This window comes from Parasedimentitalea marina (assembly GCF_004006175.1).
GTDB classification, from domain to species: Bacteria; Pseudomonadota; Alphaproteobacteria; order Rhodobacterales; family Rhodobacteraceae; genus Parasedimentitalea; species Parasedimentitalea marina.
This window is the reverse complement of the sequence record NZ_CP033219.1, coordinates 1,047,213-1,073,757: the sequence shown is the minus strand read 5'-3', so window position 1 is coordinate 1,073,757 and position 26,545 is coordinate 1,047,213. Positions and strand designations below refer to the sequence as shown.

The window sequence follows — 26,545 nt, the reverse complement described above, 5'->3', positions numbered from 1 at the left end:
TGTTATGTCCCCGTTCTAGTCGTGTCAGTGGCTTGGTCGGGAAAGCGCCAGTTCTGGGCCTCGACCGCGATGCTGTTTGCTGTGGCCTGAACCTGCGGCGCCAATGCCGCGAGGTCTGCCAGTGATTTTTGAGCTGTGGTTGATGTGACAGATAACCCGCCCAGAACCCTGCCGCGTGGCGTCAGGATCGGCACGGCGATGCAGATAATTCCGGGTTCGTGCTCTTCCCGGTCCATTCCGAATCCCTTAGCCCGGATATCGGCCAGATCCGCCCTCAACTCGGCCTCGGAGGTCAGGGTGTGTTCGGTGAAACGGTGAAAGCTCTGCTGAGAAATAACCCGGGCAACCTCGTCCTCGGCCAAAAAGGCCAGCATCGACTTGCCAACACCGGTGCAATAAGCCGGGCCAACCTTGCCTGCCTGTGAATACATTTCAATTGGCTTCAAGGCGTTACGCTTGTCCAGATACAGAACCTGAGCATTGTCGAGCTGCGCCAGATGCACCGTCTCACCGGTGGTTTCGGACAGGGCATCCACATAAGAGCGGGCAATCGGCGCAAGCGAACTTTGCTGCCAGGCGGCATGGGCCAGTCGTACCAACCGGACACCCAAGCCATATGTTTGGCGATCCGGATCAAAGGACAACATGCCCTGATTTGTGAGCGTCTGGAACAGTCGGTACAATGTTCCTTTGGGATAGGGGCTGCCCTCGAGCACCTCAGAGAATCGCACCGGGCGTTCAAAACTTGCCACCATATCAAGCACCTCCAGTGCTTTTCCGACGGTTCCGTCTGCTGTTTGCCGTTCTGCCATTCGCAATTCCTTTCACAACTTCGACCCGCGAGCAGGACGAAAGCATTGACAAGTCATAGCGAGTTGCGGTTATATTTTCAATATGTGAAATCAAGTTTCGAATAATGAAACCGCCTTGGGAGGGCATCATGGTTACCAAATTCAAAACAACCATCGCGGCGCTAGCTGCCTCGACGATCCTTGCGACATCTGCATTTGCAGGCGAGCTGGTGATCAACACCGACACATCCGATCCGGCCCCAAAGGCGGCCTTTGAACAATTGATCGCCGATTTTGAGGCGGCCAATCCGGACATCACCGTCAAATGGAACCTGTTCGACCACGAGGGCTATAAAACCTCGATCCGCAACTTTCTGACAGCGGATGCACCGGATCTGGCCAATTGGTATGCCGGCAACCGGATGCTGCCCTACGTCAACGCTGGCCTATTTGAAGACGTCAGCGATGTCTGGGAAGACAATGGTCTGAATGACTCGCTGGCCTCGGCCGCCGGGTCGATGACCATTGACGGCAAAAAATGGGGTGTGCCTTACACGTATTACCAGTGGGGCGTGTACTATCGTAAGGACATTTTCGAAGCCAATAACATCGAAGTGCCCACCAACTGGGACGAGTTCAAGGCAGCGGGTGCAACGCTGACAGCAGCGGGCGTGACCCCAATCACCATCGGTACCAAGTATCTGTGGACCGCTGGCGGCGTGTTTGATTACCTGAACCTGCGCACCAATGGCTATGACTTCCACATGGCGCTGACCAAGGGTGAGGTCGAGTGGACCGACCCGCGCGTTGTCGAAACCATGAACAACTGGAAACAGCTGATCGACGCCGGTTTCTTCCTGGAAAACCACACCTCGTATTCCTGGCAGGAAGCCTTGGCGCCGATGGTGGCTGGCGATGCAGCCATGTATGTCATGGGTAACTTTGCCGTAGCCCCCCTGCGTGAAGCAGGTCTGACCGATGACCAACTGGGTTTCTTCCAGTTCCCTGTCATCAACCCTGATGTCCCGCTGGCTGAAGAGGCCCCCACCGATACGCTGCACATCCCGGCAAACGCCACCAATAAGGAAGACGCCAAGAAGTTCCTGGCCTTCCTGGCATCAGCGGAAGCGCAGACCAAGATCAACGAGGTCCTTGGTCAGTTGCCGATCAACAAGGACTCGACCGTTGGCGACGACAAGTTCCTGCAGGCTGGCTATACCATGTTGTCGACAACAGACGGCGGTATCGCGCAGTTCTTTGACCGGGATGCGCCAGCTGAAATGGCCAAGATCGGCATGGAAGGTTTTCAGGAGTTCATGGTCAAGCCTGATCGTCTGGACGCCATTCTGGCCCGTCTCGAAAAGACACGTCTGCGCGTCTACAAATAAGAGCAGCACCACAAAAAGGCGCAGGACCTTCGGGTCCTGCGAACCTGCCTTGGGCAGTCTCACTCCATCCACAAACAAACAGGATTGACCTATGTCAGCGTCTCGCGCATCCCGTTTCAATCAGCGCAGCCTTGCTCCGGTATTGTTCCTGGCACCGGCCATTCTGTTTTTCATGTTCTATGTGATTTTCCCAATTTTTCAGTCGATGCAAATCTCGCTGTATGACTGGGACGGCCTTGGCGACAAAACCTTTGTTGGCATGGACAACTATGTCGAGCTGATGGACGATGAGGCCTTCTATACCTCGCTGAAGAACAACGTGATATGGCTGGTTCTGTATATGCTGGCGATCCCTGCGGGTCTGTTCATTGCGCTATTCCTGAACCAAACTGTATTTGGCATGCGCCTGTACAAGTCTTTGTTCTTCTTTCCTTTTGTCATCAGCCAAGTGGTCGTCGGCCTGGTATTCACCTGGTTCTACGATCCGTCCTTTGGCTTGCTAAACGTAATTCTGGGCTGGTTTGGCCTGGGGCCGGTGACCATTCTGGGCGATGAGACCTGGGTGACCTATGGCATTATTTTTGCGGGCCTCTGGCCGCAGACCGCCTATTGCATGATCCTGTATATCACCGGGCTGAACGCCGTTGACCCCGAACAGATCGAGGCCGGGCGTCTGGACAATGCCAAGGGCTGGAACATGCTGTGGTATATCATTCTGCCACAGTTGAAACCGGCCACATTCATTGCCATCGTCGTCACCGTCATCGGCGCGCTGCGCAGTTTCGATCTGGTCTCGATCATGACTGCGGGCGGCCCCTGGGGCAGTTCGCGGGTACTGGCCTATTACATGTATGAAAAAGCCTTCTCAGAATACGGGTTCCGCATGGGCTATGGCGCCGCAATTGCCGTTGTTCTGTTCCTGATCATGATGATCTACATCACCGTCTTCCTGGTGAAGATGTACCGCGACGAAAAGGGCCACTAACCCATGTTCCCCACCCCCATTGAACGCCGCTCACTTGCGCTGCAACGGCTGTATAAAACCGCCCTGCCCTTTGCCATGATCCTGTGGCTGTTGCCACTGATTGCGGTGGCGCTGACCTCTATCCGATCGGCCGGAGACATCACCGCCGGCAATTACTGGGGCTGGCCGACCTCGTTCAATCTGGTGCAGAACTATTCGGACATTTTCACCAATACGCCGCTGGGCAATTACATGTGGAATTCCGTCCGGGTGACCATTCCCACGGTGATCGGCACGCTGGCACTGTCGTGCATGTCGGGCTTTGCGCTGGCGGTCTACAAGTTCAAAGGCAACATGCTGGTGTTCTTCATGTTTGTCGCGGGCAACTTTGTACCCTTTCAGATTCTGATGGTGCCGGTGCGCGACCTGACGCTGCAGATGGGTATCTACAACACCATCACCGGGCTGGCCCTGTTTCACATCGCCTTTCAGACCGGGTTCTGCACCCTGTTCATGCGCAATTTCATCCGCTCGCTGCCGGTCGAACTGATCGAGGCGGCGCGGGTTGAGGGCGTCAAGGAATGGCGGATCTTCTGGTTCATCATCCTGCCCCTGATGCGCCCGGCGATTGCGGCGCTGGCCGTGTTGATATTCACTTTCATCTGGAACGACTATTTCTGGGCCACTGTGCTGACCCAGGGCGCCGAAAGCCAGCCAGTTACCGCCGGCCTCTATTCACTGAACGGTCAGTGGGTTGCCGCATGGCACCTGGTTTCAGCCGGATCGATTGTGGCAGCCCTGCCGCCGGTTGCGATCTTCTTTCTGCTGCAAAAGCACTTTATCGCGGGCCTGACCCTGGGCGCTGTCAAGTAATCCGCAACGGCGGACATTCGAATAGGAAAGCCAATGGCTATCAAGATTGCCTTTATCGGCGCTGGCTCGACCATCTTTATGAAGAACATCATCGGAGATGTGCTGCACCACCCTTCCTTGCGCGATGCGGATATCGCCCTGATGGATATTGACGCCACCCGGCTAGAGGACTCGGTGCTGGTGGCCAAAAAAATGATTACATCGATGGGTGTGGCAGCAAAGGTCACCCCCTATACCGATCAGCGTGCAGCGCTGGAGGGCGCGAATTTCGTTGTTGTGGCGTTTCAGATTGGCGGCTACAGGCCCTGCACTGTCACCGATTTCGATATTCCCAAAAGCTATGGCCTGGATCAGACGATTGCCGACACACTGGGCATTGGTGGCATCATGCGGGGATTGCGTACGGTGCCGCATCTGTGGTCGATCTGCGAAGACATGTTGCAGGTCTGCCCCGATGCGACGTTGCTGCAATATGTCAATCCGATGGCGATCAACACCTGGGCGATTGGCGCCCGGTATCCGCAGATCAAACAGGTGGGGCTGTGCCATTCCGTTCAGGGCACCGCCGAGGAACTGGCGCGGGATCTGGGTGTTGAAACCAGCGATCTGCGGTATCGCGCGGCCGGCATCAATCACATGGCCTTTTATCTGGACTTCGAAGAGCGCCTGAAGGATGGCACCTGCCGGGATCTTTATCCTGCCCTGAAGGCGGGCTATGACGAGGGCCGTTTTCCCACCGCCACCGGGGCCAATGCGCGCTGTCCCAATTATGTGCGCTATGAGGTGATGAAGCACTTTGGCCTGTTCGTCACGGAATCGTCCGAACATTTCGCGGAATATGTGCCCTGGTTCATCAAGTCACACCGTCCTGACCTGATTGAACAGTTCCAGATCCCACTGGATGAATACCCGCTGCGCTGTGAAGAACAGATTGCCGAGTGGATCACCCAGGCCAAGGCGCTGCGCAAGGCCCCTGCAATCGAGGTGGAACAAAGCCACGAATATGCCGCAACTATCATGAACGCGATCACCACCGGCACGCCTGCGGTGATCTATGGCAACATTCCAAACAGTGGCCAAATTCCACAACTGCCACTGGGCGCCGCGGTTGAGGTGCCCTGTCTGGTGGATGCAAATGGCATCCAGCCCACCACTGTCACCGACATCCCGCCTCAGCTGATTGCGATGATGCGAAGCAATATCAATGTACAGGAACTGACAGTGCAGGCGCTGCTGACAGAGAACCGCGAGCATATTTACCATGCGGCGATGATGGACCCTCGCACCGCCGCCGAGCTGGATCTGCGCCAGATCCGCAAGTTGGTGGATGAGTTGCTGGCAGCCCATGGGGACTGGATGCCCGATTGGGTCAGCGGTAAGATCACCTCATGAGAAATTCACGAACGTGGCAAACCAATTTGGTGAGACTCTCCCTCACCCTATTCATACGAAAGACCCAACAATGAGCAAAACAGCCACATTTCATGATCTTGCAGGTGCTTCGGTCTTTATCACCGGCGGCGGATCGGGCATTGGAGCCTCGTTGACCGAAGGGTTCTTGCGTCAGGGGGCCAAAGTGGCTTTTGTCGGGCGCTCGGATGCGTCAGATTTTGTCGATCAGATGCAGCAAGAGACCGGCCAACGACCGCTGTTCATCCAGTGTGACATTACCGATACCACGGCCTTGCAGGCCGCCATCGCCGAAAGCGCGCAGGTGAACGGCGCCATCGATATTCTGGTGAACAACGCCGCCAACGACCAGCGCCATGAGACGCTGGATGTCACCGAAGAGTTTTGGGATTGGATGCAAGCGATCAATCTAAAGGCCTATTTCTTTGCCTGTCAGGCGGTTTTGACGGGAATGAAGGAGACTGGCGCTGGATCCATCATCAACTTCTCATCTATCAGCTATATGATGGGCAACACTGGCTACCCTGCCTATGTTTCGGCCAATGCTGGCATCACCGGCATGACCCGCGGGCTGGCCCGCGAATTTGGCCCCGACGGTATCCGCGTCAACGCATTGGCGCCAGGCTGGGTGCTGACCGATAAGCAATTAGAGAAATGGGCCACTCCCGAGGCGCTGTCTGCGCATCTGGAACGGCAATGCCTGAAAGATCATCTAAAACCGCAGGATATCGTCGACGCGGTGTTGTTCCTGGCCTCCAAAACCAGCCGGATGATGACAGGCCAGACCATGGCGATTGATGGCGGTGTGGTGGTATCGGGATAATGACACAGACTATGGATAACCTATGCTGGATTGCCGCTGATTGGGGCACATCACATCTGCGGCTCTGGCTGATGGACGATCAGGGCACCGTGCTGCGCCACATTGGGTCGGACCGGGGCATGTCGAGCCTTGCTCCACAAGAGTTCGAACCCACATTGATAGACTTGATTGGCGACAGCCTGCCTGATCAGGGCAGCATTCCGGTGGTCTGCTGTGGCATGGCTGGATCGCGCCAGGGCTGGGCTGAAGCCCCCTATAGCAAAGCCCCCTGCGAGCCGCCCTCGATCGATCAGGCGACACGGGTGCAAACCGCTGATCCGCGGATCTCGGTTTTTCTTCTTCCTGGGATAAAACAACTGCCTGCCGCAGATGTTATGCGGGGCGAAGAGACCCAGATTGCCGGTTTCTTGTCTGAAAACCCCAAGTTTGACGGGGTGATCTGCTTGCCCGGCACCCATTGCAAGTGGGCCCATATCAGCGCTGGAGAGGTCGTCAGCTTTCGCACTTTCATGACCGGCGAGTTGTTTGCGCTGCTCTGCGACGCCTCGGTTCTGCGGCATTCGGTTGGGGATGATGGCTGGGACGCCGCAGCCTTTGAAGCGGCGGTGTCCGATGCAATGTCCAGACCGTCAGCAGTGGCGGGCAACCTGTTTTCCATCCGCGCTGAAACGCTGCTGTGTGATCTCGATAGTGCGGCAGCCCGCTCGCGAATTTCTGGATTGCTGATCGGTATCGAACTGGCAGCAGCACGGCCCTATTGGCTGGGGCAGGATGTGGTGGTTGTCGGAGAAAGCGGCATTGCCACGGCTTATAGCGCGGGTCTGTCCCAACAAGGCGCCATGGCGCGCAATGTCACCGCTGCCAACATGACCCTGAACGGGTTACGCGCGGCCTATACCAAACTGATTGAGACGACCCCATGACACGCGAAATCATTGCCATCCTGCGCGGCATTCAAAGCCATGAAATCTGTGATATCGCTGATGTGCTGATCGCTGCCGGTATCACCAAAATCGAAGTGCCGCTGAATTCGCCCGACCCCTTTGCCACCATCGCCTTGCTGGTCAAACACGCAGGCGATCGCGCGGTAGTCGGCGCAGGTACAGTTCTGGAGACCGATGCGGTGACACGTCTGGCCGACATTGGCGCGCAGATGGTGGTCTCGCCCGACACCTGCGCCGAGGTTATCCGGGCCACCAAAGCGGCCGAAATGCTGTCTTATCCCGGCGTCATGACCCCAAGCGAGTGCTTTGCAGCCCTGCGCGCCGGCGCCGATGGGATCAAACTGTTCCCGGCCTTCAAGATCGGCGTCGATGGCTTTGCCGCCGTGAAATCAGTTCTGCCTGTTGCGGCCAAAACCTATGCGGTTGGCGGGGTGGGCCCTGACAATTTTGCCGATTGGCAGGCGGCTGGCATCACCGGATTTGGCATCGGGACGGGGATTTACAAGGTCGGGTTCAGCGCCGCAGACGTGGCGAAGCGGGCCGACGAGATTGTCATCGCCTATGATAAGGTTTTTCCATGACAGCAGCGCAGGTTTTTAGCGACACAGCCTGTGCCCTTGGTGAGGGCCCGCTGTGGCATCCTGAGCGCAAGCAATTGTTCTGGTTCGATATCCTGTCAAAACAGCTGCTGACCCGCACAACAACAGGCGCGCAAAGCTGGAGTTTTGACGATCATGTCTCAGCTGCCGGCTGGATCGATTACGATACGCTGTTAATGGCCAGCGAAAACGGGCTGTACCGGTTCGACATCCCGTCAGGACGGCGCGAATTGGCGGTGCCACTAGAGGCTGACAACCCGGTTACCCGGTCAAACGACGGCCGCGCCGATCCCTGGGGCGGGTTTTGGATTGGTACCATGGGATTCAACGCCGAGCCCGGTGCCGGCGCGATCTATCGGTATTATCGCGGAGAACTCAGACAGCTTGTCGGCGAGATCACCATCAGCAACGCGATCTGCTTTGCTCCAGATCATTCCTGTGCCTATTACACTGACACCACCGATGGGTGTATCATGCGGCAACCACTGGACCAAACGCACGGTTGGCCTCTGGGCGATCCGCAGGTTTTTCTGGATGTCTCGGGCGAAGATTTTGGCGCCGATGGCGCCGTGGTCGACGCCGAAGGCTGTTTCTGGAACGCCCAATGGGGGGCTGCGCGGGTGGCCAGATATTCCCCGTCCGGAACGCTGTTGTCGACCTGGCCACTGCCGCCCTCGCAGGTCACCTGCCCCGGGTTTGGCGGCCCTGACTTGACCACGCTGTTTGTCACCACAGCTGCAATAGACAGCAGGGATGCACAAGCTGGTCAAACTTTTAGCTTTGCCACCGAAATCACCGGACAACGCGAACACCAAGTCATTCTCTGAGGCCCTACATGAAACGCACCCTTGGCACCTGCTACTATCCGGAACACTGGCCCTCGGACATTTGGGCCGAAGATGCGCGCCGTATGGCCGAGGCCGGATTGACCTGGGTCAGGATCGGTGAGTTTGCCTGGTCGCGGATAGAGCCGACACCGGATGCGTTAACCTGGGACTGGCTGGATCAAGCGATCGAGACCCTGGGTCAGGCTGGGCTAAAGGTGGTCTTGGGCACCCCAACCGCCACGCCGCCGAAATGGGTTTTAGACAAACACCCCGACATGCTGGCAGTGGACGATCAGGGACGCCCCCGTAAATTTGGATCGCGCAGGCATTACTGCTTTAGTCATGCAGGATACCTGGAGGAATGCCGTCGTATTGTCGGGCTTGTCGCCGAACGTTATGGCCAAAACCCCCATGTGGCGGCCTGGCAGACAGACAACGAATACGGTTGTCACGACACCACCCTGTCCTATTCAGATGCGGCGCGTCAGGGGTTTCGCGGCTGGCTGCGTGAACAGTTCTCTGCGCAGGGCCAGAATGACGGCATCGCAGCACTAAACGCGGCCTGGGGCAATGTATTCTGGTCAATGGAGTACAACGACTTTGATGACATCGACCTGCCCAACCTGACTGTGACAGACCCAAACCCGTCCCATGTGCTGGCCTTTCACCGCTATACCTCGGATCAGGTGGTGGCGTTCAACCGCGCCCAGGTGGAGATCATCCGGGCCCATTCGCAGGCACCAGTGACCCATAACTACATGGGCCGGATCACCGATTTCGATCACTTCAAGGTCGGTGCTGATCTGGATATCGCCAGCTGGGACAGTTACCCGCTGGGGTTCCTGGAAGATCGCGTTGGGGCCAGTGTCGAACAGCAGCGCAAATTTGCCAATCAGGGCCATCCCGATTTTCAGGCTTTTCACCACGATCTGTACCGTGCCGTCGGGCGGGGCCGATGGTGGGTGATGGAGCAACAACCGGGACCGGTGAACTGGGCCCCCTACAACCCCTCGCCCCTGCCCGGCATGGTGCGTTTATGGAGCTGGGAGGCCTTTGCCCACGGCGCCGAGGCAGTCTGCTATTTCCGCTGGCGCCAAGCACCGTTTGCACAAGAGCAGATGCATGCCGGCATGTTGCGGCCGGATAGTGTTGATGCCCCGGCCATCCATGAGGCGCGTCAGGTCGCGGATGAGTTGAAACAGGCGCCTGAGGTGCAGATGGTGCAGGCCAGTGTCGCGCTGATCTTTGACTATGACGCTGACTGGGCCTGGTCGGTACAGCCTCAGGGTGTTGGGCTTAGCTATTTCGGTCTGATCTTTGACCACTATCGCGCGCTGCGCCGCGCCGGTATATCAGTTGATATTCTGCCAGCCCATTGCCGTGATTTCAGCGGCTACGATCTGGTTTTGGCCCCCGGTATGATGCATATGCCGGGGGATCTGAAACAGGCCCTGACTGGTGGCAACGCGCAGGTGCTGATCGGGCCACGTAGCGCCGCGCGTGATGCCAATATGTCGATTCCTGTGCCCCTGCCGCCCGCCTTTCCCGGATTAGACGTCACAGTTTCACGGGTGGAAACACTAAGGCCCGACCAACCCGTTGCGCTGACATCAGGCGGGGCGATCACCGGATATCTGGAAGAGCTGGAGGGCACGGCAGACATCATCACGCAAACCACAACCGGTTCTGCCGTGGCAATGCGGGCGGGTCCGGTGACTTACATGGGCGGCTGGGGCGATGATGCCGCGCTGGATGTCCTGATCAGCGATCTGTGCACCCGCGCCGGTCTAGCCACCATGGCGCTGCCAGATGGGGTCCGCATCCGCGATACCGCAACGGAACGATTCTGGTTCAATTACAACGCTGAGCCAATCGCAACGGAAGCCGGAGTATTGCCCGCTGCTGGGGTCCTGCGTGTGGAGCTGACCTAAGCCACTGGCATTACCCATATTTTGACGGATCTCTTCGACCGGATAAGACCACATCCACAGTCCTTGGATACTCAACACAGGCCAGATTTCTTTTACCGTGTTCCATCAAAAACCGTTCGGGGATAAAAACGATCTGCTCGTCGAAACTGCGGTTGATCCTGAGCGGCGCAGTAAAGTTTCCCCCAGCCGAGAAAATCGTGACCATCATCCCCTCAAAGGCCCTGTCGGACCCCGACCCCGGGTTCATTTCCACATATGGCCCATCGTCCAATGACGACAAAACCGAGGACCGGGCAGCCAGCTGACCAGACTGGAACAGGCTATCACCAGTTACCAAAAAGCGGCGGCGCTCTGTCGCCGGGGGGGGCTGCGGGAGATGGTCGAGAGGGGCCAGCGGCGAATGAGTCTTTGGCCAATTGTAGGCCAAATCATTGCCGCCGTGATCTGCGGGCTGATCAAACTGGCCAAACCCAGTGTATTCGGCGGTGATTTTATTGCGGACCTGATCTGCTGCAACGGGCAATGCCCCCTGCCCCATAGCCTGGGAAATTTGATTAAAAACCTCCCGGGTGGGAACCAGATTCTGGTCAGGTGATCGGACGGACCGCAGCGCCTGCACCCGTCCCTCATGGTTGGTAAAATGCCCGGCTTCTTCACCATAAGACGCCGCAGGCAACACCACATCTGCCAGCTTTGCCGTATGATTATAGTGCGAGCCGTGAAACACCAAGAACGAAGAACTGGTTTGCGTATCCTGGGACATAGGGTCAGCGCCAAGCACGTAATGCAGATCAACGTGCGCATCGGGATCTGGCGGGGTCGTATGAATGGCTTGCCATCCCGGCGCGGCCCCTGCCAGGCAGCCGATGTCCCAAAGACCCAGTTGGTTTGGCCTGTCGAACAAGAACTGCAATCTGACGGCTTTGCCCTGTGCACCAAAATGGTCGACAAGCTGCTCAATCCATCTCAGGCACGCCTCGGCCTTGGAGGAGCGCAAGAACTCAGTGCCGATCAGAAGTGCAATGTCTTGTGCCTCGGTCAGAATGCTACGGGCCTTATGGGTGAATGCACCCGCCGCGCTATCCGAAATCTGCGGGTCCTCCCGGATCAAATCCGACAGCAGACCGGCCTCTTCCCCGGGCAGCAGACGCAGCGTGGCCGCGGCAAGAGGATCCAGGCCACAGGGTCTGGACGAAGAGATGATCAACCGCTTGTTGGGATCGCTCATGGCAGAGCGGAGCAGGTAACCAGAGACCGGATTTTCGTCGGTAATGTTGGACCCCAACAGAAAAATGCAATCCGCCTCCAGCAATGACTGCAACGGTTTACGCTGCATACCCCCCGTCATCACCTGCGCCAAAGCAGTGACCGCATCTGGCGTGTCCAAGCCGCCAAACCGGGTGCTGGAGCGGATATCCTGCGTGCCAAAAACCTGTCGCATGAGCTGTTGAAACACAAAGCCGGTCTCGGTTGTCTGGCGCGCAGAAATAGAGCCCTGAATGCGGGTTTTTCGAGTTTTGATATCGCGGGCTGTACTGGCGATACACTCGATCGCCTCGCCCCAGCTGACCGGTTTCAACACGCCGTTCTTGCGGATCATCGGCTGTTCGATCCGCTTGCCGCCGTCGATGGCATCAAACCCAAACCGACCCTTGGCACAGAGCAGTTCCCCGTTGAGGCCGGTTTCCGGGTCGCTTTTGACCCGTTTGAAACGGCCTTCGCTGAATTCCACTGACATGGAACAGCCAGTGCCGCACATGCCGCAAATCGTTTCGGTTTTCACCAGGTCCCAGGGCCGCGCTTTATAGCGGTAAGGGACGCTCATCAGCGCGCCAACCGGGCAGACCTCGATACAATTGCCACAATGGCTACAGTCTTTCAGGCTGTTGCCGACTCCGGTGATTTCACTGTCCAGCCCCCGTTCAGCAGTGCCCAGCGCCACGTCCCCGACGACCTCCTCGCAGACCCGGACACATCGCTGGCACTGAATGCAGCGGTTGGCGTTGAACACGATCACCGCGTTCAGCTCGATGTCATCTTTGCGAAACACCCGTTTGTCGTCGCGTAATCGCGAACTGCCTTTGCCGTAGTCAAACACGGTATCTTGCAACTCGCATTCGCCCCCCTTGTCACAGACCGGACAATCCAGGGGATGATTGGCCAGCAGCATTTCCAACATATCCTGGCGGGTAGAGACGACCCGAGCAGATTGGCTGTGGATCACCATGTCGGGGGCGATGACTGTGGCGCAGGCCGGTTCAAGCTTGTTGCGGCCTTCGACCTCGACCAGGCACATGCGGCATGAGGCCGACAAGGACAGCCGCTCATGATAGCAAAACGTCGGAATTTCGACCCCTGTCATGCGGGCGGCCGTCAGGATGGTTGTGCCCGGGTCCACCTCAAGTGTTTGACCATCAAATGTGCAGCTTACCATCGTCGGGGCTCCTTTCAGCCTGCTTGGGCCTGTGCTGGAATCAAGGCGTCGAATTCAGGCCGGAAATGTTTTACTGTAGCGCCCAGCGCCCAGGCTGCCCCGTCGCCCAGCGCGCAAAACGAATTGCCGAAAATCCCGCCGCACAGCATTTCCAGCTGTTCCACATCGCCCGGCTGCCCCTGTCCGGCTTCGATCCGGCGCAGGATCTTCGCAGCCCAGGTCAGCCCTTCGCGGCAAGGGGTGCATTTGCCACAGCTTTCGTGGCTGAAAAACTCGGTGATGCGCCGTGCCACCACTGGGATCGAGGCGGTTTCGTCCAGACCGATCACTCCTGCCGAACCCAACATGCTGCCCGCCGCCGCCAGCGAGCCAAAGTCCATTTTTACGTCAAATTCGCTGCGGGGAAACATCGGCGCCGAGACCCCGCCGGGGATCGCGGCCTTGAACTGGCCGTTCAGCGCGCCGCCGCCGTGTTCTTCCAGCAGCTCGCCCAGAGACAGGCCCATAGGCATTTCATAGACGCCGGGTCGTTTGACTTGCCCACTAAGCCCAAACAGTTTCGGCCCCGGTGAATGGTCTGGGCCGATTGCGGCGAACCATTCACTGCCACGACGAAACAGATGCGGCAGGCAGGCCAGCGTTTCGACGTTATTGACCACAGTTGGGCATTCATAGAGACCCGCCACCGCCGGGAACGGTGGCTTCAGCTTGGGCTGCCCGCGCCGCCCCTCGATGGATTCCAGCAGCGCGGTTTCTTCGCCGCAGATATAGGCCCCGGCCCCTTTGTGGATGTGAATGTCCAGCCCATGGCCACTGCCCAGAATATCTGGCCCCAGATAGCCGCGCGCATGGGCCTCATCAATGGCTTGCTGACAGTGGTCGATCGACAGTTGGTATTCACCGCGAATATACAGATAAGCCGTCCGGCAACCGATGGCATATGCGGCGATCACCATGCCTTCGATCAGCTGGTGCGGGTCACGCTCCATCAGGATGCGGTCCTTGAAAGTGCCCGGCTCACCCTCGTCCGCGTTACAGCACAGATAGCGTGGCAACGGGCTGTCCTTGGGCACAAAGCCCCATTTGAGCCCGGTTGGAAATCCAGCCCCACCGCGACCACGCAGATTTGCCGATTTCACCTCGTCGATCACCTCGTCTGGGGAAAAGTCTCGCAGGGCAAGGCGCAGCCCCTGATAACCGCCCGAACCCTCATAGGTCGCGATCTGGTGCGCGTTTGGATCATGGATGTTTTTCAGCAGAACCAGCTCGCTCATGACATCTCCTCGGCCGGCTGATCCGCAAGCGATGCCAGCAGCGCATCCAGTTTTTCTACGGTCAGATCCCCAATGTACTGCCTGTCGACCATCAAAACCGGGGCCACCTCGCAGGCGCCAAGGCATTCCACCGCAGACAGGGTAAAGATGCCATCCCGGGTTGTCCCCCCCGATTCAACGTCCAGTCGGCGTTGCAGGTGGATCAACAAGGCATCCGACCCGCGCAACTGGCACGACAGGTTTGTGCAAAGCCGGATATGGTGACGACCGGTCACAGTGCGATCAAACAGAGTATAAAAGCTGGCCACCTCAAACACCCAGATTTCAGGGACATCCAGCAACTCGGCCACGGTTTGATAGACGTCACCATCGACAACGCCATATTTCTGCTGGGCCAGCTCCAGCACTGGCATTATGGCGCTGCGGCTGGTGGGATAGCGGGCCATGATTGTCTGCACCTCAGGAGCGAGGTCGATTTTGATGTCGGCCAGACTGCGGGCATTGCTCATTTGTCCACCTCTCCCATCACCGGGTCCAGACTGCCGAGCATGGCAATCACATCTGCCAAATACTTGATGTTGGTGGTCCGTTCGCACAGCGCCTGAAGGTTCACAAAGGACGGCGCGCGCACTTTTAAGCGAAACGGTTTTTCACCGCCGTCCGAGATCAGATAATACCCCAGCTCCCCCTTTGGGGCCTCGGTCGCGGCATAGAACTCACCCGCGGGGACCTGGATGCCATCGGCAGACAGTTTGAAATGGTGAATGTGGGTCTCCATAGAATGGGCGAGCAGGTCTTTATCGACAGGGAAGGCAATTTTGGGATCGTCGATCAGGATGTCGCCTTTGGGCATCTGACCGATGCATTGCCGGATGATCTTCAGGCTTTCGCGCATTTCGTCCACCCGACATTTCCAGCGGTCATAACAATCGCCGTCCTTGCGGGTGATGACGTCAAATTCGACCTGCCCGTAAATTTCATAAGGCTCATCGCGACGGATATCCCAATCCACCCCCGAGGCGCGCAAGTTAGGGCCGCTAAGGCCTAGTGCTATGGCATCTTCGCCGGTGATATTGCCGATGTTTTCGACCCGCGCCAGAAAGATCCGGTTGTTTTCCAACAGGGTCTCATAGTCAGAAATTCGCGCCGTGAAGATATCGCAGAACTCAAGTATGCGGGCCTCGGCGCCTTCGGGCAGGTCTTCGCGCACCCCACCGACGCGGCAAAACGAGGTATGCATACGCACCCCGGTGATCATCTCCATCAGGTCCATGACCATTTCACGGTCGCGCATGGTATAGAGCAGCGATGTCATCGCCCCCACATCCATTGGCAGCGCGCCGGTGATCAGCAGATGCCCAGAGATACGCGACAGTTCGGCCATCATCACCCGGATATACTGCGCCCGTTCCGGTGCCTTGATGCCCAGCAGCCCCTCAACCGCCAGCGCGTAGCCCAGGTTGTTGGCCGGTGGACACAGATAGTCGAGCCGGTCCGTCAGGGGGAAAATCTGGGTATAGGTAAAGCTTTCAAACAGCTTTTCGGTGCCCCGGTGCAGCAAGCCGATGTGCGGTTCAATCCGCTCGACGATCTCGCCGTCCATCTGCAGCAGCAGCCGCAACACGCCGTGGGTGCTGGGGTGCTGAGGTCCAAGGTTCAACAACACTTCGCGCGACAGGCCGGTGTCGGTACTGACCTCGCTGATGACAGTTGCCTCAGTCATTCGCCTGCCTCTGACGGTCGCGTAACACCCAAGGGGTTGTAGTCATCCTTATATCCGCGCAGAGGGAAATCCCGGCGCATCGGGTAGCCGTCAAAGCCATCCCACATGTAAATCCGCCGCAGATCCGGGTGACCGTCAAAGGTGATGCCATACATGTCATAGGCCTCGCGCTCGTGCCAGTTGGCGGTGGGCCACACCGGGATCACCGTCGGCGCATTTGGCGGGTCACCAAGGCGGCATTTCAGACGAAGACGCCATTTATGCGGCACCGAGAACAGGTGATAGACCAGCATGAACCGTGGCGTTTGCGGGAAGATGTCTACACCGCAGATATCCGACAAAAAATCAAACCGCAGCGCCGGGTCATCGCGTAAATGGGTGCACAGAGCAACCAAATCTTCAGGGGCCACCACCAAACAGGTCATATCCGACGCGCTGTGGTCAATGCTGACCCTTTGACCATAGCGCTGCACCGCCGTGGTCAGGGGCGCCGTCAGAGGCCTGTCACTCGCAACCATCAGGAGGGTTCCATCGCAGCATCAATCGGGGTCTCTGCCCGCAAAACCTTGGTGCCGGAGATCTTTTCCTGAAGCTGTACAAATCCATGCAACAGGGCCTCGGGGCGCGGTGGACAGCCGGCGACATGGATGTCGACGGGCACCACATGATCCACCCCCTGTACCACCGCGTAAGTGTTATAGACCCCACCGGAAATGGCGCAGGTACCCATAGCGATCACATAGCGGGGCTCGGCCATCTGATCATACAGACGCCGCACAATCGGCGCCATTTTTCGGGTCACGGTGCCTGCCACGATCATCACATCCGACTGCCGGGGCGACGGGCGAAACACCACGCCGAACCGGTCCAGATCATAGCGCGCACAACCGGCCGAAATCATTTCGATCGCACAGCAGGCAATGCCGAAGGTCTGCGGCCATAACGACGACTTGCGGCTCCAGTTTATGATGGCATCTGAAGAGGCGAAAAAGACGTTGTCTTGAAATTGATTGCTTAGGATTCCCATTCCAATGCCCCCTTGATCCAGGCATAGGCAAACCCCACCAGCAACAGCACGATGAAGACGAACATCTCGATATAACCAAACATCCCCATGTCGCGCAGCACAACAGCCCAGGGAAACAAGAACATGGTTTCCACATCGAAGACCACAAACAGGATGGCGATCACAAAATACTGCACCTTGAATAACCCAGCCGAGGCCTCGCCCACGTGGTCGACGCCGCACTCATAGGGGCGGTTCTTTTCGGGATATGGATTATTTGGGCGGATCAATCGGGACAGGGTCAGGATGAAGGCCGACAAGGCGACAATCGCCGCAACCATCAAAAACACCGGTAGGTAGTCAATAGGCATGTCGTATCCTTATTGCTGTGGTCCTATTGCATGTCGGGTCAAAACCGTGACGCCAGGACCTTGTGAATAACGTAAATCGAACTGGACAATTTCAACCCAAGCCTGCCCTTGCCGCCGCCTGTGCAGCATCCAGGAACATAGCAGGCAGCCCTCCGGTCAGGACTGTGCCGATCAGTGTCACAGCAAGAACCACACGCATAGCGGGAGCGACCAGAACCTGTGCTGGATGAGCCGTTTCGTCCATATACATCAACATGATGATACGCAGGTAGAACCAGGCCGAGACGGCGCTGAACAAAACCGCAATCACCGCCAGCGCGACCTGGCCCGTCTCGACCAAGGCAACCAGCACATAAAATTTCGCAAAAAACCCACCCGTCGGAGGGATACCGGCCAGCGACAGCAGAAAGATCAGAGTGATCAGCGCCAGTCCGGGATGGGTTTTGGCAAGCCCGCTAAAGTCCCAGATCGGCTCGCCGCGATCTGCCCCCTGGTTCAGCAAGACAATCACCGCAAACAGACCCAGGTTCATGAAGGTAAACACCAACAGATAGAACATGACGCTGGCCTGCCCGTCGCTGCCGCCCGCCAGTAGGCCCAGCAGCAGAAAGCCACCATGCGCAATCGAGGAATAGGCCAGCATCCGTTTGATGTTGGTCTGCACCAGCGCTGCCAAACTGCCCACCGCCATGGTCAGCACTGCCGCAATCACCACAATGTCGTGCCAGATCGGGGTCAGCGCCGAGAGGTCATGCAACAGCAAACGCAGGACAACAGCAAAGGCGGCGACCTTGCCGACAGTGGACATAAGACCGGTCACCGGCGAAGGAGCGCCCTCGTAGATGTCAGGCAGCCACATGTGAAACGGCACCGCGCCGACCTTGAACAACAGGCCCACCAGCAAGAACAGAGTTGCCAGCACCAGAAGTGGGTCACCTGCATCTGCCGTACCCAGCGCCAGGGCCATTGCACTGAGCTGCGTGGTGCCGGTCAGCCCGTAGAACATTGACAGGCCAAACAGCAGCAGCCCCGAAGAGAACGCACCCAGAATGACATATTTCAACGCCGCCTCATTCGAGCGGGCATTTGTGGTCAGGAATCCCACTAGCACATAGATCGCCAGCGCCTGCAGCTCGAGCCCGATGTAGATGATCAGCAAATCGGTGCCGGACACCATGATCATCGCCCCGCACAGGGCAAACAACAACAGCGCGTAGTATTCGCCCTTGTCAGTGTTTTCGGCCCCCAGATACCCACCCGAGATCAGCACGGTCAGCGCTGTGCCCAAATAAAGCAGCAGCTTGAAATAGGTCGCGATACCGTCGACCACGAACATTCCCTGATAGCCCGATTGTGGGGTGTGGCCCAATGTAGCACTCATCCCGGCGGCCAATGCGATCATCACCAGACTAAGCCCGGCAAGCAGCCCGCCCTGCCCCGGTCGCGGCACCAGCGACAACATCAATACAACACAGGCGCCGAGAATAACGATAATTTCAGGGCCAGACAGCAGCACCGAAACCATGATCCGTGTTAGATCCATGCTGCCCTCCTCATGGTGTCACCACTGATAGGGTCGTCTGAATCATCAGATGGTCCAGCGAGGGCTGCAGAATGTTGAGAAACGGTTTGGGATACAGCCCGAACCAGACCACAAACATCAGCAGTGGCAGCGCACAGATCAGCTCGCGTTGGTTCAGGTCCCACAGGATTGCATCCCCCGGCGCCGCAGTCGGTCCCAGCAACATCTGACGATAGACCCCCAGCAGATAGGCAGCACCGGTCAGCGCGCCCAAGACCCCGGCGGCCCCGGCCCAGCTGCTGACCCCAAAGGCGGCCGCCAGCACCAGCAGCTCGCCGATGAACCCATTCAGGCCCGGCACCGCCATCGAGGCCAGCAGGAACCCCGCGAACAGGATGCCAAACAGCGGCACCGCCTTGATCAGCCCGCCGTAACTGGCAATTTCGCGTGAGTGGGTGCGCTCGTATATCAACCCGACACACAGGAACAGCGCGCCGGTGGTGATGCCGTGGTTGAACATCTGGATCACCGCGCCAGACAGGCCCATGGTGTCGAATGTGAACAGGCCAAGGGTGATAAACCCCATGTGACTGACGCTGGAATAGGCAATCAGCTTCTTGATGTCGCGCTGCACCAGCGCCAGAAAGCCGCCATAGACAATCGCCACAGCCGACAGCGCAATCATTAAAGGCGCGAAGTAATGCGCGGCATCGGGCAGCATCGGCAACGAGAACCGCAGGAAGCCATAGGCGCCCATTTTCAACAGCACACCGGCCAGAATGATACTGCCCGCTGTGGGCGCCTGCACATGGGCATCCGGCAACCAGGTGTGCAGCGGCACCATCGGCACCTTGACGGCAAAGGCCACCAGAAAGGCCAGAAAGACCCAGATCTGCAAATTGACCGGATAGCGGGCCTCCATCAGGGCGAGCATGTCAAAGGTCTGGCCCGCGTTGAAATAGAGCAGCAGGATGCCGATCAGAAACAGCAGGCTGCCGGCCAGCGTATAGAGAAAGAATTTGAACGCCGCATAGACCCGGTTGGCCCCGCCCCAGATGCCGATCATCAGATACATCGGCACCAGCATCGCCTCCCACAGGATGTAAAACAGGATCATGTCCAGCGCGCAGAACACTCCGACCATCAGGCTTTGCATCGCCAGCAGGCAGGTCATGAATTCGGCCACGCGGGTGGTGATAGAGGTCCAGGAGGCCAGCACGCAGATCCAGCCCAGCAGTGTTGTCAGCAACACAAACCAGACACTGATCCCGTCAACACCCAGCCGGTAGCTGATCCCCAGCGAGGGCACCCAGGCATAATGTTCTCCAAACTGCATCGCCGCCGTGCTGGCGTCAAATGAGATCAAGACCCAGACTGCCAACAGAAAATCCGCAAGCAAGACGATTAAGGCGACCCAACGGGCGGCTTGCGTGCTGCGCAAGAATGGCACCACCAAGGCCGCCGCAGCGGGCAACAGGATCAGCAGGCTTAGAACCGGAAACCCCATCATGGCGCACCCATCGCGACATAAAGCGGCCAGCCAAAGAGCAGGATCAGCCCGACAATCATCGCCAGCGCGTAATGCGACACGATGCCGGACTGCAGATGCCGCAACAGCATGCCAAGGCGCAGCGCGGTCAGTGCCACGCCGTTCACCGCAGCATCTATCACCTGCGTATCAAGGCGCAGACTGACCCGCGACAGGCGATGCATCAGCCGCAACCCGGCGCCGTCACCCAGCGTAATCAGCCATTGCTCCCAGATCAGAACCGGGCGGCGGGCGATCCACATGAACAGGCTGGCACCGCGACGATAAAACCAATCGGTGTCCAGGCTGATGGTCTTTTCCGGATCCAAATATTTCAGGAACAAAACAAAAGCCAGCAGCGTGAACATCAACAGACCCAGGCTCTCGGTGACATGGGAACCGCTATAGGGGTGATAGTCCACCGGATAGGGCAGTTGCGCGTATAACAGCTGTGGGAAGACACCGATGCCGATGCAAAACAGCGCCGCCAGCCCCATCGCCAGCAACATGTTCACCGGCGGTTCAGCCGGGCGCAGACCACAATCTTTGCCGAAGAACATGTAATACGGCAGCTTTAACCCGGTGTGCAGAAATGTACCGGACGAGGCCACGGTCAGCAGCAGCGCCACCGCTGCACGATGGTCGCCATTGGCGGCGGAAATGATCATGCTTTTGCTGACAAAGCCGCTGAACAGCGGAAAGGCCGATATCGCCAGCGCGCCGATCATATACAGGAAAACCGTGATAGGCATGGTGCGATACAAGCCGCCCATCTCGGTCAGTTTGCGCCGCCCCGTCATCAGGATCACCGCCCCCGCCCCCATGAACAGCAGCCCCTTGTACAGAATATGGGCAAAGGCATGCGAGGCGGCGCCGTTCAGCGCCATCTCGGTTCCCATACCCACGGCGGCCACCATATAGCCGACCTGACTGATGATGTGGTAGCCCAGCAACCTGCGGCAGTCATTTTCCAGCACCGCAAACACCACGCCATACAGGGCCATCGCCACGCCAAACCCCACCAGCACCTCGGCGCCGGGGTAATTGCGGATCAGCACATAGACGGCGGTTTTGGTGGTAAAGGCGCTGAGAAACACTGCGCCGGTCACCGTTGCCTCAGGGTAGGCATCGGTCAGCCAGGCACTGAGCGGCGGCACGGCGGCGTTCAGCATGAAGGAGATCAGGATCAGGTTATAGGCCAGCCCGCCTGCCCCATGGTCCAGCGGTCCGGTCAAATACGAGCCCGTCTGCACCCCATGCAGGATGATGCCACCAAACAGCAACACGCCACCGGCCACATGCACCATGAGATAGCGAAACCCAGCCGCCACGGCCGCTTTACTGGCTGAGGCGAATATCAGATAGGCCGAAGCAAAGGCCATGACCTCCCAGGCCACCAGCAGGGTGAACCAATCGCCGGCAAAAACCACGCCAAAGGCGCTGCCGATATATAGGAAAGCCGAGACCCGCTGACCGGTGTCATTGATGTGCCAGGCGTAGATATTGCCAATAACCGCCATGATCGCAAACACCCAGGCAAACACCAGCGACAGCTGATCAGCCTGAAACATCACCAGATCAACCCCGGCAAAGCGGAATTCAGCGCTGCTGCCCGGGGAGATCTGTGCCACTGCAATCAAAGCCAGGACCGGCACCAGCACCGACAACACTTTTTGCCAGATCCCGCGAAATAAGGGCAGGACCAGTGCTCCAAGCAGCATCAGCAAGGCTGGGTGAAGTCCTTCAATCATAGTAATCCTCGTCGCGCATGATGCCGCCGCTGTGACCGATGAATTTGCTGATGAAAATAATGGCGACGCAGCTGATGAAACCAAAAGCAGCCGAATAGCCGGGCACTGCCTGCCAAGGGAATTGCGTGTGGGGATGCACCACCAGTGCATCGGCGATAACAATCAACACCAGCACGATCTGCAACACCCGCCAGCGCAGTTTCGCGTGGCGTTTTTCGCCAAAGAAATTCACCAATCTCGCAATCATCCCAATCCCGCTCCGCGCATTACAAGCTGCGCCAGTTCAACAAAAAATCCAGGGTTCAGTCCCAAAGCCACCGACAGCAACGCCGAGATCATAAGCGGCACTGCCACCATCGGAATCTCGCGCACCTCCTGCATCGCAACGAGAGTTTGATCTTGCGACGGCTTGGACCGCTCAAAGAAAGCTGTGTAGGTTATGGGTAAAAAATACGCCGCATTCAGCACAGCACTGGCCAACAGAACCACCAGAAACACCATCTCGCCTGCCTGAGCCGAGCCCAAAACCAGATACCATTTGCTGATGAACCCACCCGTGGGCGGCAGTCCAATCATCCCAAGCGTGCCGATGAAAAACGCGCCCATCGTCCAGGGCAAGTGTCGACCGATCCCGGCCAAATCACTGATATTGCGCCGATGCGAGGCGCAGTAGATCGATCCGGCGCAGAAAAACAGAGTGATCTTGGAGAACGCATGGGCGGCGATATGGGTCACGCCGCCCACAGCCGCCATCGGTGTCAGCAAGACCGCGCCCAAAATGATGTAGGACAATTGGCTGACCGTTGAATAGGCCAACCGCGCCTTTAGGTCATCGCGGGTCAGCGCATAAATCGAGGCCATCACGATGGTGAAAGACACCAGATAGGCGGTGGCAATACCCAACCCAAGGCTGCCCATCAGGTCCACGCCCATGACATGGAAGATCACCCGCAACAGGCAGAACACACCCATTTTGACCACCGCCACCGCGTGGAGCAGTGCACTGACCGGAGTGGGCGCCACCATCGCAGCGGGTAGCCAGCCATGAAATGGCATGATCGCCGCCTTGGCAAAGCCAAACAGATAGCAAAAATAGACCACGCTCAGCAGTGTTCCGGATGCATCGACATCGCCAAACACCCCCTGCGGCATCAAATCCAGCGACCCCGTCAGGTGGTACGTCAGCGCCAGTGCAGCCAGCAGCAGGGATTTCGACGCGCCAACCAGATAGACCATATACCGGCGACTGCCGACCCAGCTGTCGCTGTCCTCTTTGTGATAAACCAACGGGTAGGTCACCAGGCTGAGGATCTCGTAAAAGATCACCAGCGTAAACAAATTGGCCGCAAAGGCGCCGCCAACGGCGGCTGACAAAGACACCGCAAAGGCGGCGAAGAACCGTGTCTGTGCGTGCTCGTTCTGGCTGCGCATATAGCCAATCGAATACAGCGCCGCCAGAATCCACAACAGGCTGGAAACCGTTGCAAAGACCATGCCCAGCGCATCGACCCGAAAGGCAAAGGCGACCCCCGGCAGGACCTCAAACAGGGTCAAATCATGGGTGCCCCCTGCCATCACCAATGGCGCCAACGAGATCACGATAAGGAATTTCAGCACCGCCGCCCCAACCGACACCGTATCGCGAAGGTTGGCCTGCTTGCGCAGGCACAGGATCAGGACAGCCGCTGTCAGACTGACAAAAACTGCAAGTAAGGGTCTGATATTTAGCAATAATTCCAAACAATTTAGCCTTTCAGTATCGTCAGCTCATCCACTTCCAACGTGTGTTTATTGCGCAAAAGCGCAACCAGAATACCCAGTGCAACCGCGACTTCGGCGGCCGTGATTGCAATGACAAAAATGGCGATGATCTGACCACGCAAGTCTTGCTGCGCATGGCCAAATGCCAAAAGATTGATGGTCACACTGTTCAACATCAGCTCAAGCGACATCAGAACGATCAACACATTGCGCCGCAAAAGAACGCCCGCTGCACCGATCACAAATAAAGTCGCGGCCAAGATTAAATACCAAAGCGTCGGGATCATTGGCGGCCCCTCTGTTGAGACCTGTCTGCGCTCACTCCTGCCGCCTTGTCATCCGTACGGGCCAACACCACTGCGCCGACCAAAGCCACCAATAAGATCACCGAGGCCACCTCAAACGGCAGCAAGAAATCCTGGAACAACAAGAGACTGAGATCTTCGACCGAGGGCTGCTGGCTGATCGGTTGACCCGGTCCCATGACCGCATGCAGCCGAGTACTTTGTATCAACAGGGCAAACAGTTCAGCCGCCAGAAGCAGCAACACAATGACACCGGGCCAAGCGGCACCTCTCAGGTATCTGGTCTGCGCCTCTTTGCGGACATCCAGCATCATGATGACAAACAAGAACAGCACCATCACCGCGCCGACATAGACAAAAATCTGGATCACAGCCAAAAATGGCGCGCCCAGCAGGATGTATATGGCAGCGATCTGAACCAGACAGGCAACCAACGCCAGAGCACTGTGGATAGGATTGCGCGCCACCACCACCAGCAGGCCTGATATGGTTGCAACACCCGACAACAGCAGAAAAAACTCGCGCTCCATTCCCGTCCCTTGTGTTTGTTGCCTGATCAAAACGTCACGCGATCAGGTTGCGCTTGCATCAGTGACTGCCTCCAGATCACAGGATGTGGTTTTGGCAGAATTTCAGATTATTATTGCCTTCGGATACGTGACCACCAGTCATGGCCGCTGGATGTACCCGGCTGAAGGATCGAGTGCTGATTGCCCGCCACGTCCAACTTGGCGGGCTTAACGACGCCGCCCGTCTCGGATTTACGGGGGGCCGCAATCAAGTCGTCAAGGTGCACCTTTAACGTGGAGCGGTCGGTGGTCGACACTTCGTATTCCTGACCCAATTTAATCGCATCCGCCGGGCAGGCATCCTCGCACAACCCGCAATACAGACAGCGCGCCAAGTCGATATCAAACACCTTGGGCCGACGATCCCCATCGTCAGTTTCGAATGGAATGACGGTAATGCAGTCGCAGGGGCAGATTGTTGAACACAGACCACAGGCAACGCAATTCACCTCGCCCTTTTCGTTGGTATTCATAAAATGATGGCCCCGGTGACGCTGATACGGAACCCATTTCTCAAAATCCGGGTAGTGATGTGTCACGGTCTTGGACAGCATATAGCCCAGTGTCAGACGTAGCCCGGCCAATAGATCAGCAAAGAAAATTCGCCCAATCCACCCGGTTCGTTTCACACCCGTTCTTGCCATAATAATTGACCCGCCCTTTACAACATCAAAAAACCGCTCACCAAAATATTCAGAAGCGAAAGTGGTAGCAAAACTTTCCAGCCAATGGTCATCAACTGGTCATAACGGTAGCGCGGAAATGTGAAACGCAACCACATAAACACCCAAATGAAGAATCCGACCTTGAGGAACAGCCAGATGACAGGCGGCAGAAACGCCGGGCCGCCCAGCCATCCGCCAAAGAAAAGCAGCACGTTCAGAAAGGCCAAGGCAACCAAAACCAGGTATTCCGCCAACATGAACAACGAGAACCGAATGCCGCTATATTCCGTATGATACCCAGCCCCCAAGTCGCCTTCGGCCTCGGGCAGATCAAAGGGAATCCGCTGGGCCTCGGCCAGGCCGGCAACAAAGAACACAAAGAAACCAATCGGCTGCACCACGATGTTCCACAGTCCCTGTTGCGCCGCAACGATCTGGGTCAACTGCATGGAATTGGCCAGCATGACCACCCCGATCACCGAAAACCCCATTGGAATTTCGTAGGAAATCATCTGTGCAATGGAGCGCAGACTGCCCAGTACCGCATACTTGCTGTTCGAGGCCCAGCCCGCCAGGATGGTGCCAAACACCCCAATTCCGGAGACCGCAAGAATGAACAACAATCCGACATTCAGATCCGCCAGTGACAGAGTTACGGTGGTCCCGAAGACCTGAATGGGATCGCCGAATGGGATCGCCACAAAGACCAGAAATGGAGGCACCAGCGCCACGACGGGGGCGATGGCAAACAGCATTCGGTCAGCCTCGGCTGGAATATGGTCTTCTTTGGTCAGCAATTTTATGGCATCGGCCAAGGGCTGCAACAATCCATGCCACCCCACCCGCATTGGACCGGGGCGTTGTTGGATATGGGCCGCAATCTTGCGCTCTAACCAAGTCAGAGGCAAAGGGAGCAGCAGCAAAACGCCAATAACTATGGCCATTTTGACGATCATCGGTAGAAAACTCAGAACATATTCCATTTCGCCGAACCTCTGGGTCGACCCTCATAAGCAGTGTCCGGGTACTTGCCTGGACATAGAACCTGCAGGTCTGGAATAGATAGATGGCGCAATTTGGTGAGAT

The 26,545-nt window shown here is 57.5% G+C and carries 26 protein-coding genes; 9 read left to right on the top strand and 17 right to left on the bottom strand.

What is annotated here, in order from left to right; translation table 11 throughout:
• Nucleotides 1–2: 2 nt before the first annotated feature.
• A complete protein-coding gene (locus EBB79_RS05205; protein ID WP_127747911.1) occupies nt 3–812 on the bottom strand; it encodes an IclR family transcriptional regulator in 810 nt (269 codons plus the stop codon).
• 128 nt (nt 813–940) lie between these two features.
• On the opposite strand from EBB79_RS05205, the gene EBB79_RS05200 reads away from it, so the two are divergent.
• The 9 genes from EBB79_RS05200 (at nt 941) to EBB79_RS05160 (ending at nt 10,550) form a co-directional block, all read left to right on the top strand.
• Nucleotides 941–2,179: an ABC transporter substrate-binding protein gene (locus EBB79_RS05200; protein WP_127747910.1), complete on the top strand. Its 1,239-nt coding sequence runs from the start codon at nt 941–943 to the stop codon at nt 2,177–2,179.
• A 91-nt stretch (nt 2,180–2,270) separates the two neighbouring features.
• Nucleotides 2,271–3,164 (top strand): carbohydrate ABC transporter permease, encoded by an 894-nt coding sequence (locus EBB79_RS05195; protein ID WP_127747909.1) that lies wholly within the window; start codon nt 2,271–2,273, stop codon nt 3,162–3,164.
• A 3-nt stretch (nt 3,165–3,167) separates the two neighbouring features.
• Nucleotides 3,168–4,016 (top strand): carbohydrate ABC transporter permease, encoded by an 849-nt coding sequence (locus EBB79_RS05190; RefSeq protein ID WP_127747908.1) that lies wholly within the window; start codon nt 3,168–3,170, stop codon nt 4,014–4,016.
• A 33-nt stretch (nt 4,017–4,049) separates the two neighbouring features.
• Nucleotides 4,050–5,408 (top strand): alpha-glucosidase/alpha-galactosidase, encoded by a 1,359-nt coding sequence (melA, locus tag EBB79_RS05185; protein ID WP_127747907.1) that lies wholly within the window; start codon nt 4,050–4,052, stop codon nt 5,406–5,408.
• 70 nt (nt 5,409–5,478) lie between these two features.
• Nucleotides 5,479–6,249, top strand: a complete 771-nt coding sequence (locus EBB79_RS05180; protein ID WP_127747906.1) for an SDR family NAD(P)-dependent oxidoreductase — start codon at nt 5,479–5,481, stop codon at nt 6,247–6,249.
• Nucleotides 6,249–7,172, top strand: a complete 924-nt coding sequence (locus EBB79_RS05175) for a 2-dehydro-3-deoxygalactonokinase (RefSeq protein ID WP_127747905.1) — start codon at nt 6,249–6,251, stop codon at nt 7,170–7,172. The genes EBB79_RS05180 and EBB79_RS05175 overlap by 1 nt, the downstream gene beginning before the upstream one ends.
• Nucleotides 7,169–7,774 carry a 2-dehydro-3-deoxy-6-phosphogalactonate aldolase gene (locus EBB79_RS05170; protein ID WP_127747904.1) on the top strand — a complete coding sequence of 202 codons (606 nt, stop codon included), beginning with the start codon at nt 7,169–7,171 and terminating at the stop codon, nt 7,772–7,774. Before EBB79_RS05175 ends, EBB79_RS05170 begins: the two co-directional genes overlap by 4 nt.
• Entirely contained in the window at nt 7,771–8,619 is an 849-nt protein-coding gene (locus EBB79_RS05165; protein WP_127747903.1) for an SMP-30/gluconolactonase/LRE family protein, read from the top strand. Before EBB79_RS05170 ends, EBB79_RS05165 begins: the two co-directional genes overlap by 4 nt.
• Nucleotides 8,620–8,627: 8 nt before the next feature.
• Entirely contained in the window at nt 8,628–10,550 is a 1,923-nt protein-coding gene (locus tag EBB79_RS05160; protein WP_127747902.1) for a beta-galactosidase, read from the top strand.
• Nucleotides 10,551–10,560: 10 nt separating this feature from the next.
• On the opposite strand, the gene EBB79_RS05155 is transcribed toward EBB79_RS05160, so the two are convergent.
• The 16 genes from EBB79_RS05155 to nuoH form a co-directional block, all read right to left on the bottom strand.
• On the bottom strand, nt 10,561–12,984 hold the full coding sequence (locus EBB79_RS05155; RefSeq protein WP_127747901.1) for a molybdopterin-dependent oxidoreductase: 2,424 nt from the start codon (nt 12,982–12,984) through the stop codon (nt 10,561–10,563).
• A gap of 14 nt (nt 12,985–12,998) precedes the next feature.
• Nucleotides 12,999–14,258: an NADH-quinone oxidoreductase subunit NuoF gene (gene nuoF, locus EBB79_RS05150; RefSeq protein ID WP_127747900.1), complete on the bottom strand. Its 1,260-nt coding sequence runs from the start codon at nt 14,256–14,258 to the stop codon at nt 12,999–13,001.
• Complete coding sequence (locus tag EBB79_RS05145; protein WP_202977643.1) at nt 14,255–14,767, bottom strand: NADH-quinone oxidoreductase subunit NuoE family protein; 513 nt, start codon at nt 14,765–14,767, stop codon at nt 14,255–14,257. Before EBB79_RS05145 ends, nuoF begins: the two co-directional genes overlap by 4 nt.
• A complete protein-coding gene (gene nuoD / locus EBB79_RS05140; protein WP_127747899.1) occupies nt 14,764–15,981 on the bottom strand; it encodes an NADH dehydrogenase (quinone) subunit D in 1,218 nt (405 codons plus the stop codon). Before nuoD ends, EBB79_RS05145 begins: the two co-directional genes overlap by 4 nt.
• A complete protein-coding gene (locus EBB79_RS05135; RefSeq protein ID WP_202977642.1) occupies nt 15,978–16,499 on the bottom strand; it encodes an NADH-quinone oxidoreductase subunit C in 522 nt (173 codons plus the stop codon). Before EBB79_RS05135 ends, nuoD begins: the two co-directional genes overlap by 4 nt.
• On the bottom strand, nt 16,499–17,008 hold the full coding sequence (locus EBB79_RS05130; RefSeq protein WP_127747898.1) for a NuoB/complex I 20 kDa subunit family protein: 510 nt from the start codon (nt 17,006–17,008) through the stop codon (nt 16,499–16,501). Before EBB79_RS05130 ends, EBB79_RS05135 begins: the two co-directional genes overlap by 1 nt.
• Complete coding sequence (locus tag EBB79_RS05125; protein ID WP_127747897.1) at nt 16,996–17,358, bottom strand: NADH-quinone oxidoreductase subunit A; 363 nt, start codon at nt 17,356–17,358, stop codon at nt 16,996–16,998. Before EBB79_RS05125 ends, EBB79_RS05130 begins: the two co-directional genes overlap by 13 nt.
• Nucleotides 17,359–17,449: 91 nt before the next feature.
• Complete coding sequence (locus tag EBB79_RS05120) at nt 17,450–18,901, bottom strand: NADH-quinone oxidoreductase subunit N (protein ID WP_127747896.1); 1,452 nt, start codon at nt 18,899–18,901, stop codon at nt 17,450–17,452.
• Between the two features lie 10 nt (nt 18,902–18,911).
• Complete coding sequence (locus EBB79_RS05115) at nt 18,912–20,390, bottom strand: NADH-quinone oxidoreductase subunit M (RefSeq protein ID WP_202977641.1); 1,479 nt, start codon at nt 20,388–20,390, stop codon at nt 18,912–18,914.
• A complete protein-coding gene (locus EBB79_RS05110; protein WP_127747895.1) occupies nt 20,387–22,159 on the bottom strand; it encodes a Na(+)/H(+) antiporter subunit D in 1,773 nt (590 codons plus the stop codon). Before EBB79_RS05110 ends, EBB79_RS05115 begins: the two co-directional genes overlap by 4 nt.
• A complete protein-coding gene (locus EBB79_RS05105) occupies nt 22,152–22,406 on the bottom strand; it encodes a hypothetical protein (protein ID WP_127747894.1) in 255 nt (84 codons plus the stop codon). Before EBB79_RS05105 ends, EBB79_RS05110 begins: the two co-directional genes overlap by 8 nt.
• Nucleotides 22,403–23,899, bottom strand: coding sequence for a monovalent cation/H+ antiporter subunit D family protein (locus tag EBB79_RS05100; RefSeq protein ID WP_127747893.1), 1,497 nt, complete (start codon nt 23,897–23,899; stop codon nt 22,403–22,405). Before EBB79_RS05100 ends, EBB79_RS05105 begins: the two co-directional genes overlap by 4 nt.
• Before the next feature lie 5 nt (nt 23,900–23,904).
• Complete coding sequence (nuoK, locus tag EBB79_RS05095; protein WP_127747892.1) at nt 23,905–24,207, bottom strand: NADH-quinone oxidoreductase subunit NuoK; 303 nt, start codon at nt 24,205–24,207, stop codon at nt 23,905–23,907.
• Nucleotides 24,204–24,755, bottom strand: a complete 552-nt coding sequence (locus EBB79_RS05090) for an NADH-quinone oxidoreductase subunit J (protein WP_127747891.1) — start codon at nt 24,753–24,755, stop codon at nt 24,204–24,206. The genes nuoK and EBB79_RS05090 overlap by 4 nt, the downstream gene beginning before the upstream one ends.
• 110 nt (nt 24,756–24,865) lie before the next feature.
• Nucleotides 24,866–25,423 carry a NuoI/complex I 23 kDa subunit family protein gene (locus EBB79_RS05085; RefSeq protein ID WP_202977640.1) on the bottom strand — a complete coding sequence of 186 codons (558 nt, stop codon included), beginning with the start codon at nt 25,421–25,423 and terminating at the stop codon, nt 24,866–24,868.
• Between the two features lie 32 nt (nt 25,424–25,455).
• A complete protein-coding gene (nuoH, locus tag EBB79_RS05080; RefSeq protein WP_127747889.1) occupies nt 25,456–26,442 on the bottom strand; it encodes an NADH-quinone oxidoreductase subunit NuoH in 987 nt (328 codons plus the stop codon).
• Between the last annotated feature and the right edge of the window lie 103 nt (nt 26,443–26,545).

What these genes read in the sequence shown, in the direction of transcription:
- EBB79_RS05155 (WP_127747901.1), bottom strand. Translation starts at nt 12,984, where the DNA reads ATGGTAAGCTGCACATTTGATGGTCAAACACTTGAGGTGGACCCGGGC.
- EBB79_RS05145 (WP_202977643.1), bottom strand. Translation starts at nt 14,767, where the DNA reads ATGAGCAATGCCCGCAGTCTGGCCGACATCAAAATCGACCTCGCTCCT.
- EBB79_RS05125 (WP_127747897.1), bottom strand. Translation starts at nt 17,358, where the DNA reads ATGCCTATTGACTACCTACCGGTGTTTTTGATGGTTGCGGCGATTGTC.
- nuoH (WP_127747889.1), bottom strand. Translation starts at nt 26,442, where the DNA reads ATGGAATATGTTCTGAGTTTTCTACCGATGATCGTCAAAATGGCCATA.
- EBB79_RS05190 (WP_127747908.1), top strand. Translation starts at nt 3,168, where the DNA reads ATGTTCCCCACCCCCATTGAACGCCGCTCACTTGCGCTGCAACGGCTG.
- EBB79_RS05165 (WP_127747903.1), top strand. Translation starts at nt 7,771, where the DNA reads ATGACAGCAGCGCAGGTTTTTAGCGACACAGCCTGTGCCCTTGGTGAG.
- EBB79_RS05130 (WP_127747898.1), bottom strand. Translation starts at nt 17,008, where the DNA reads ATGGGAATCCTAAGCAATCAATTTCAAGACAACGTCTTTTTCGCCTCT.
- EBB79_RS05195 (WP_127747909.1), top strand. Translation starts at nt 2,271, where the DNA reads ATGTCAGCGTCTCGCGCATCCCGTTTCAATCAGCGCAGCCTTGCTCCG.
- melA (WP_127747907.1), top strand. Translation starts at nt 4,050, where the DNA reads ATGGCTATCAAGATTGCCTTTATCGGCGCTGGCTCGACCATCTTTATG.
- EBB79_RS05180 (WP_127747906.1), top strand. Translation starts at nt 5,479, where the DNA reads ATGAGCAAAACAGCCACATTTCATGATCTTGCAGGTGCTTCGGTCTTT.
- EBB79_RS05205 (WP_127747911.1), bottom strand. Translation starts at nt 812, where the DNA reads ATGGCAGAACGGCAAACAGCAGACGGAACCGTCGGAAAAGCACTGGAG.
- EBB79_RS05175 (WP_127747905.1), top strand. Translation starts at nt 6,249, where the DNA reads ATGACACAGACTATGGATAACCTATGCTGGATTGCCGCTGATTGGGGC.
- EBB79_RS05135 (WP_202977642.1), bottom strand. Translation starts at nt 16,499, where the DNA reads ATGGTTGCGAGTGACAGGCCTCTGACGGCGCCCCTGACCACGGCGGTG.
- EBB79_RS05120 (WP_127747896.1), bottom strand. Translation starts at nt 18,901, where the DNA reads ATGGATCTAACACGGATCATGGTTTCGGTGCTGCTGTCTGGCCCTGAA.
- EBB79_RS05160 (WP_127747902.1), top strand. Translation starts at nt 8,628, where the DNA reads ATGAAACGCACCCTTGGCACCTGCTACTATCCGGAACACTGGCCCTCG.
- EBB79_RS05105 (WP_127747894.1), bottom strand. Translation starts at nt 22,406, where the DNA reads ATGATTGCGAGATTGGTGAATTTCTTTGGCGAAAAACGCCACGCGAAA.
- EBB79_RS05115 (WP_202977641.1), bottom strand. Translation starts at nt 20,390, where the DNA reads ATGATGGGGTTTCCGGTTCTAAGCCTGCTGATCCTGTTGCCCGCTGCG.
- EBB79_RS05090 (WP_127747891.1), bottom strand. Translation starts at nt 24,755, where the DNA reads ATGGAGCGCGAGTTTTTTCTGCTGTTGTCGGGTGTTGCAACCATATCA.
- EBB79_RS05170 (WP_127747904.1), top strand. Translation starts at nt 7,169, where the DNA reads ATGACACGCGAAATCATTGCCATCCTGCGCGGCATTCAAAGCCATGAA.
- nuoD (WP_127747899.1), bottom strand. Translation starts at nt 15,981, where the DNA reads ATGACTGAGGCAACTGTCATCAGCGAGGTCAGTACCGACACCGGCCTG.
- EBB79_RS05110 (WP_127747895.1), bottom strand. Translation starts at nt 22,159, where the DNA reads ATGATTGAAGGACTTCACCCAGCCTTGCTGATGCTGCTTGGAGCACTG.
- nuoF (WP_127747900.1), bottom strand. Translation starts at nt 14,258, where the DNA reads ATGAGCGAGCTGGTTCTGCTGAAAAACATCCATGATCCAAACGCGCAC.
- EBB79_RS05200 (WP_127747910.1), top strand. Translation starts at nt 941, where the DNA reads ATGGTTACCAAATTCAAAACAACCATCGCGGCGCTAGCTGCCTCGACG.
- nuoK (WP_127747892.1), bottom strand. Translation starts at nt 24,207, where the DNA reads ATGATCCCGACGCTTTGGTATTTAATCTTGGCCGCGACTTTATTTGTG.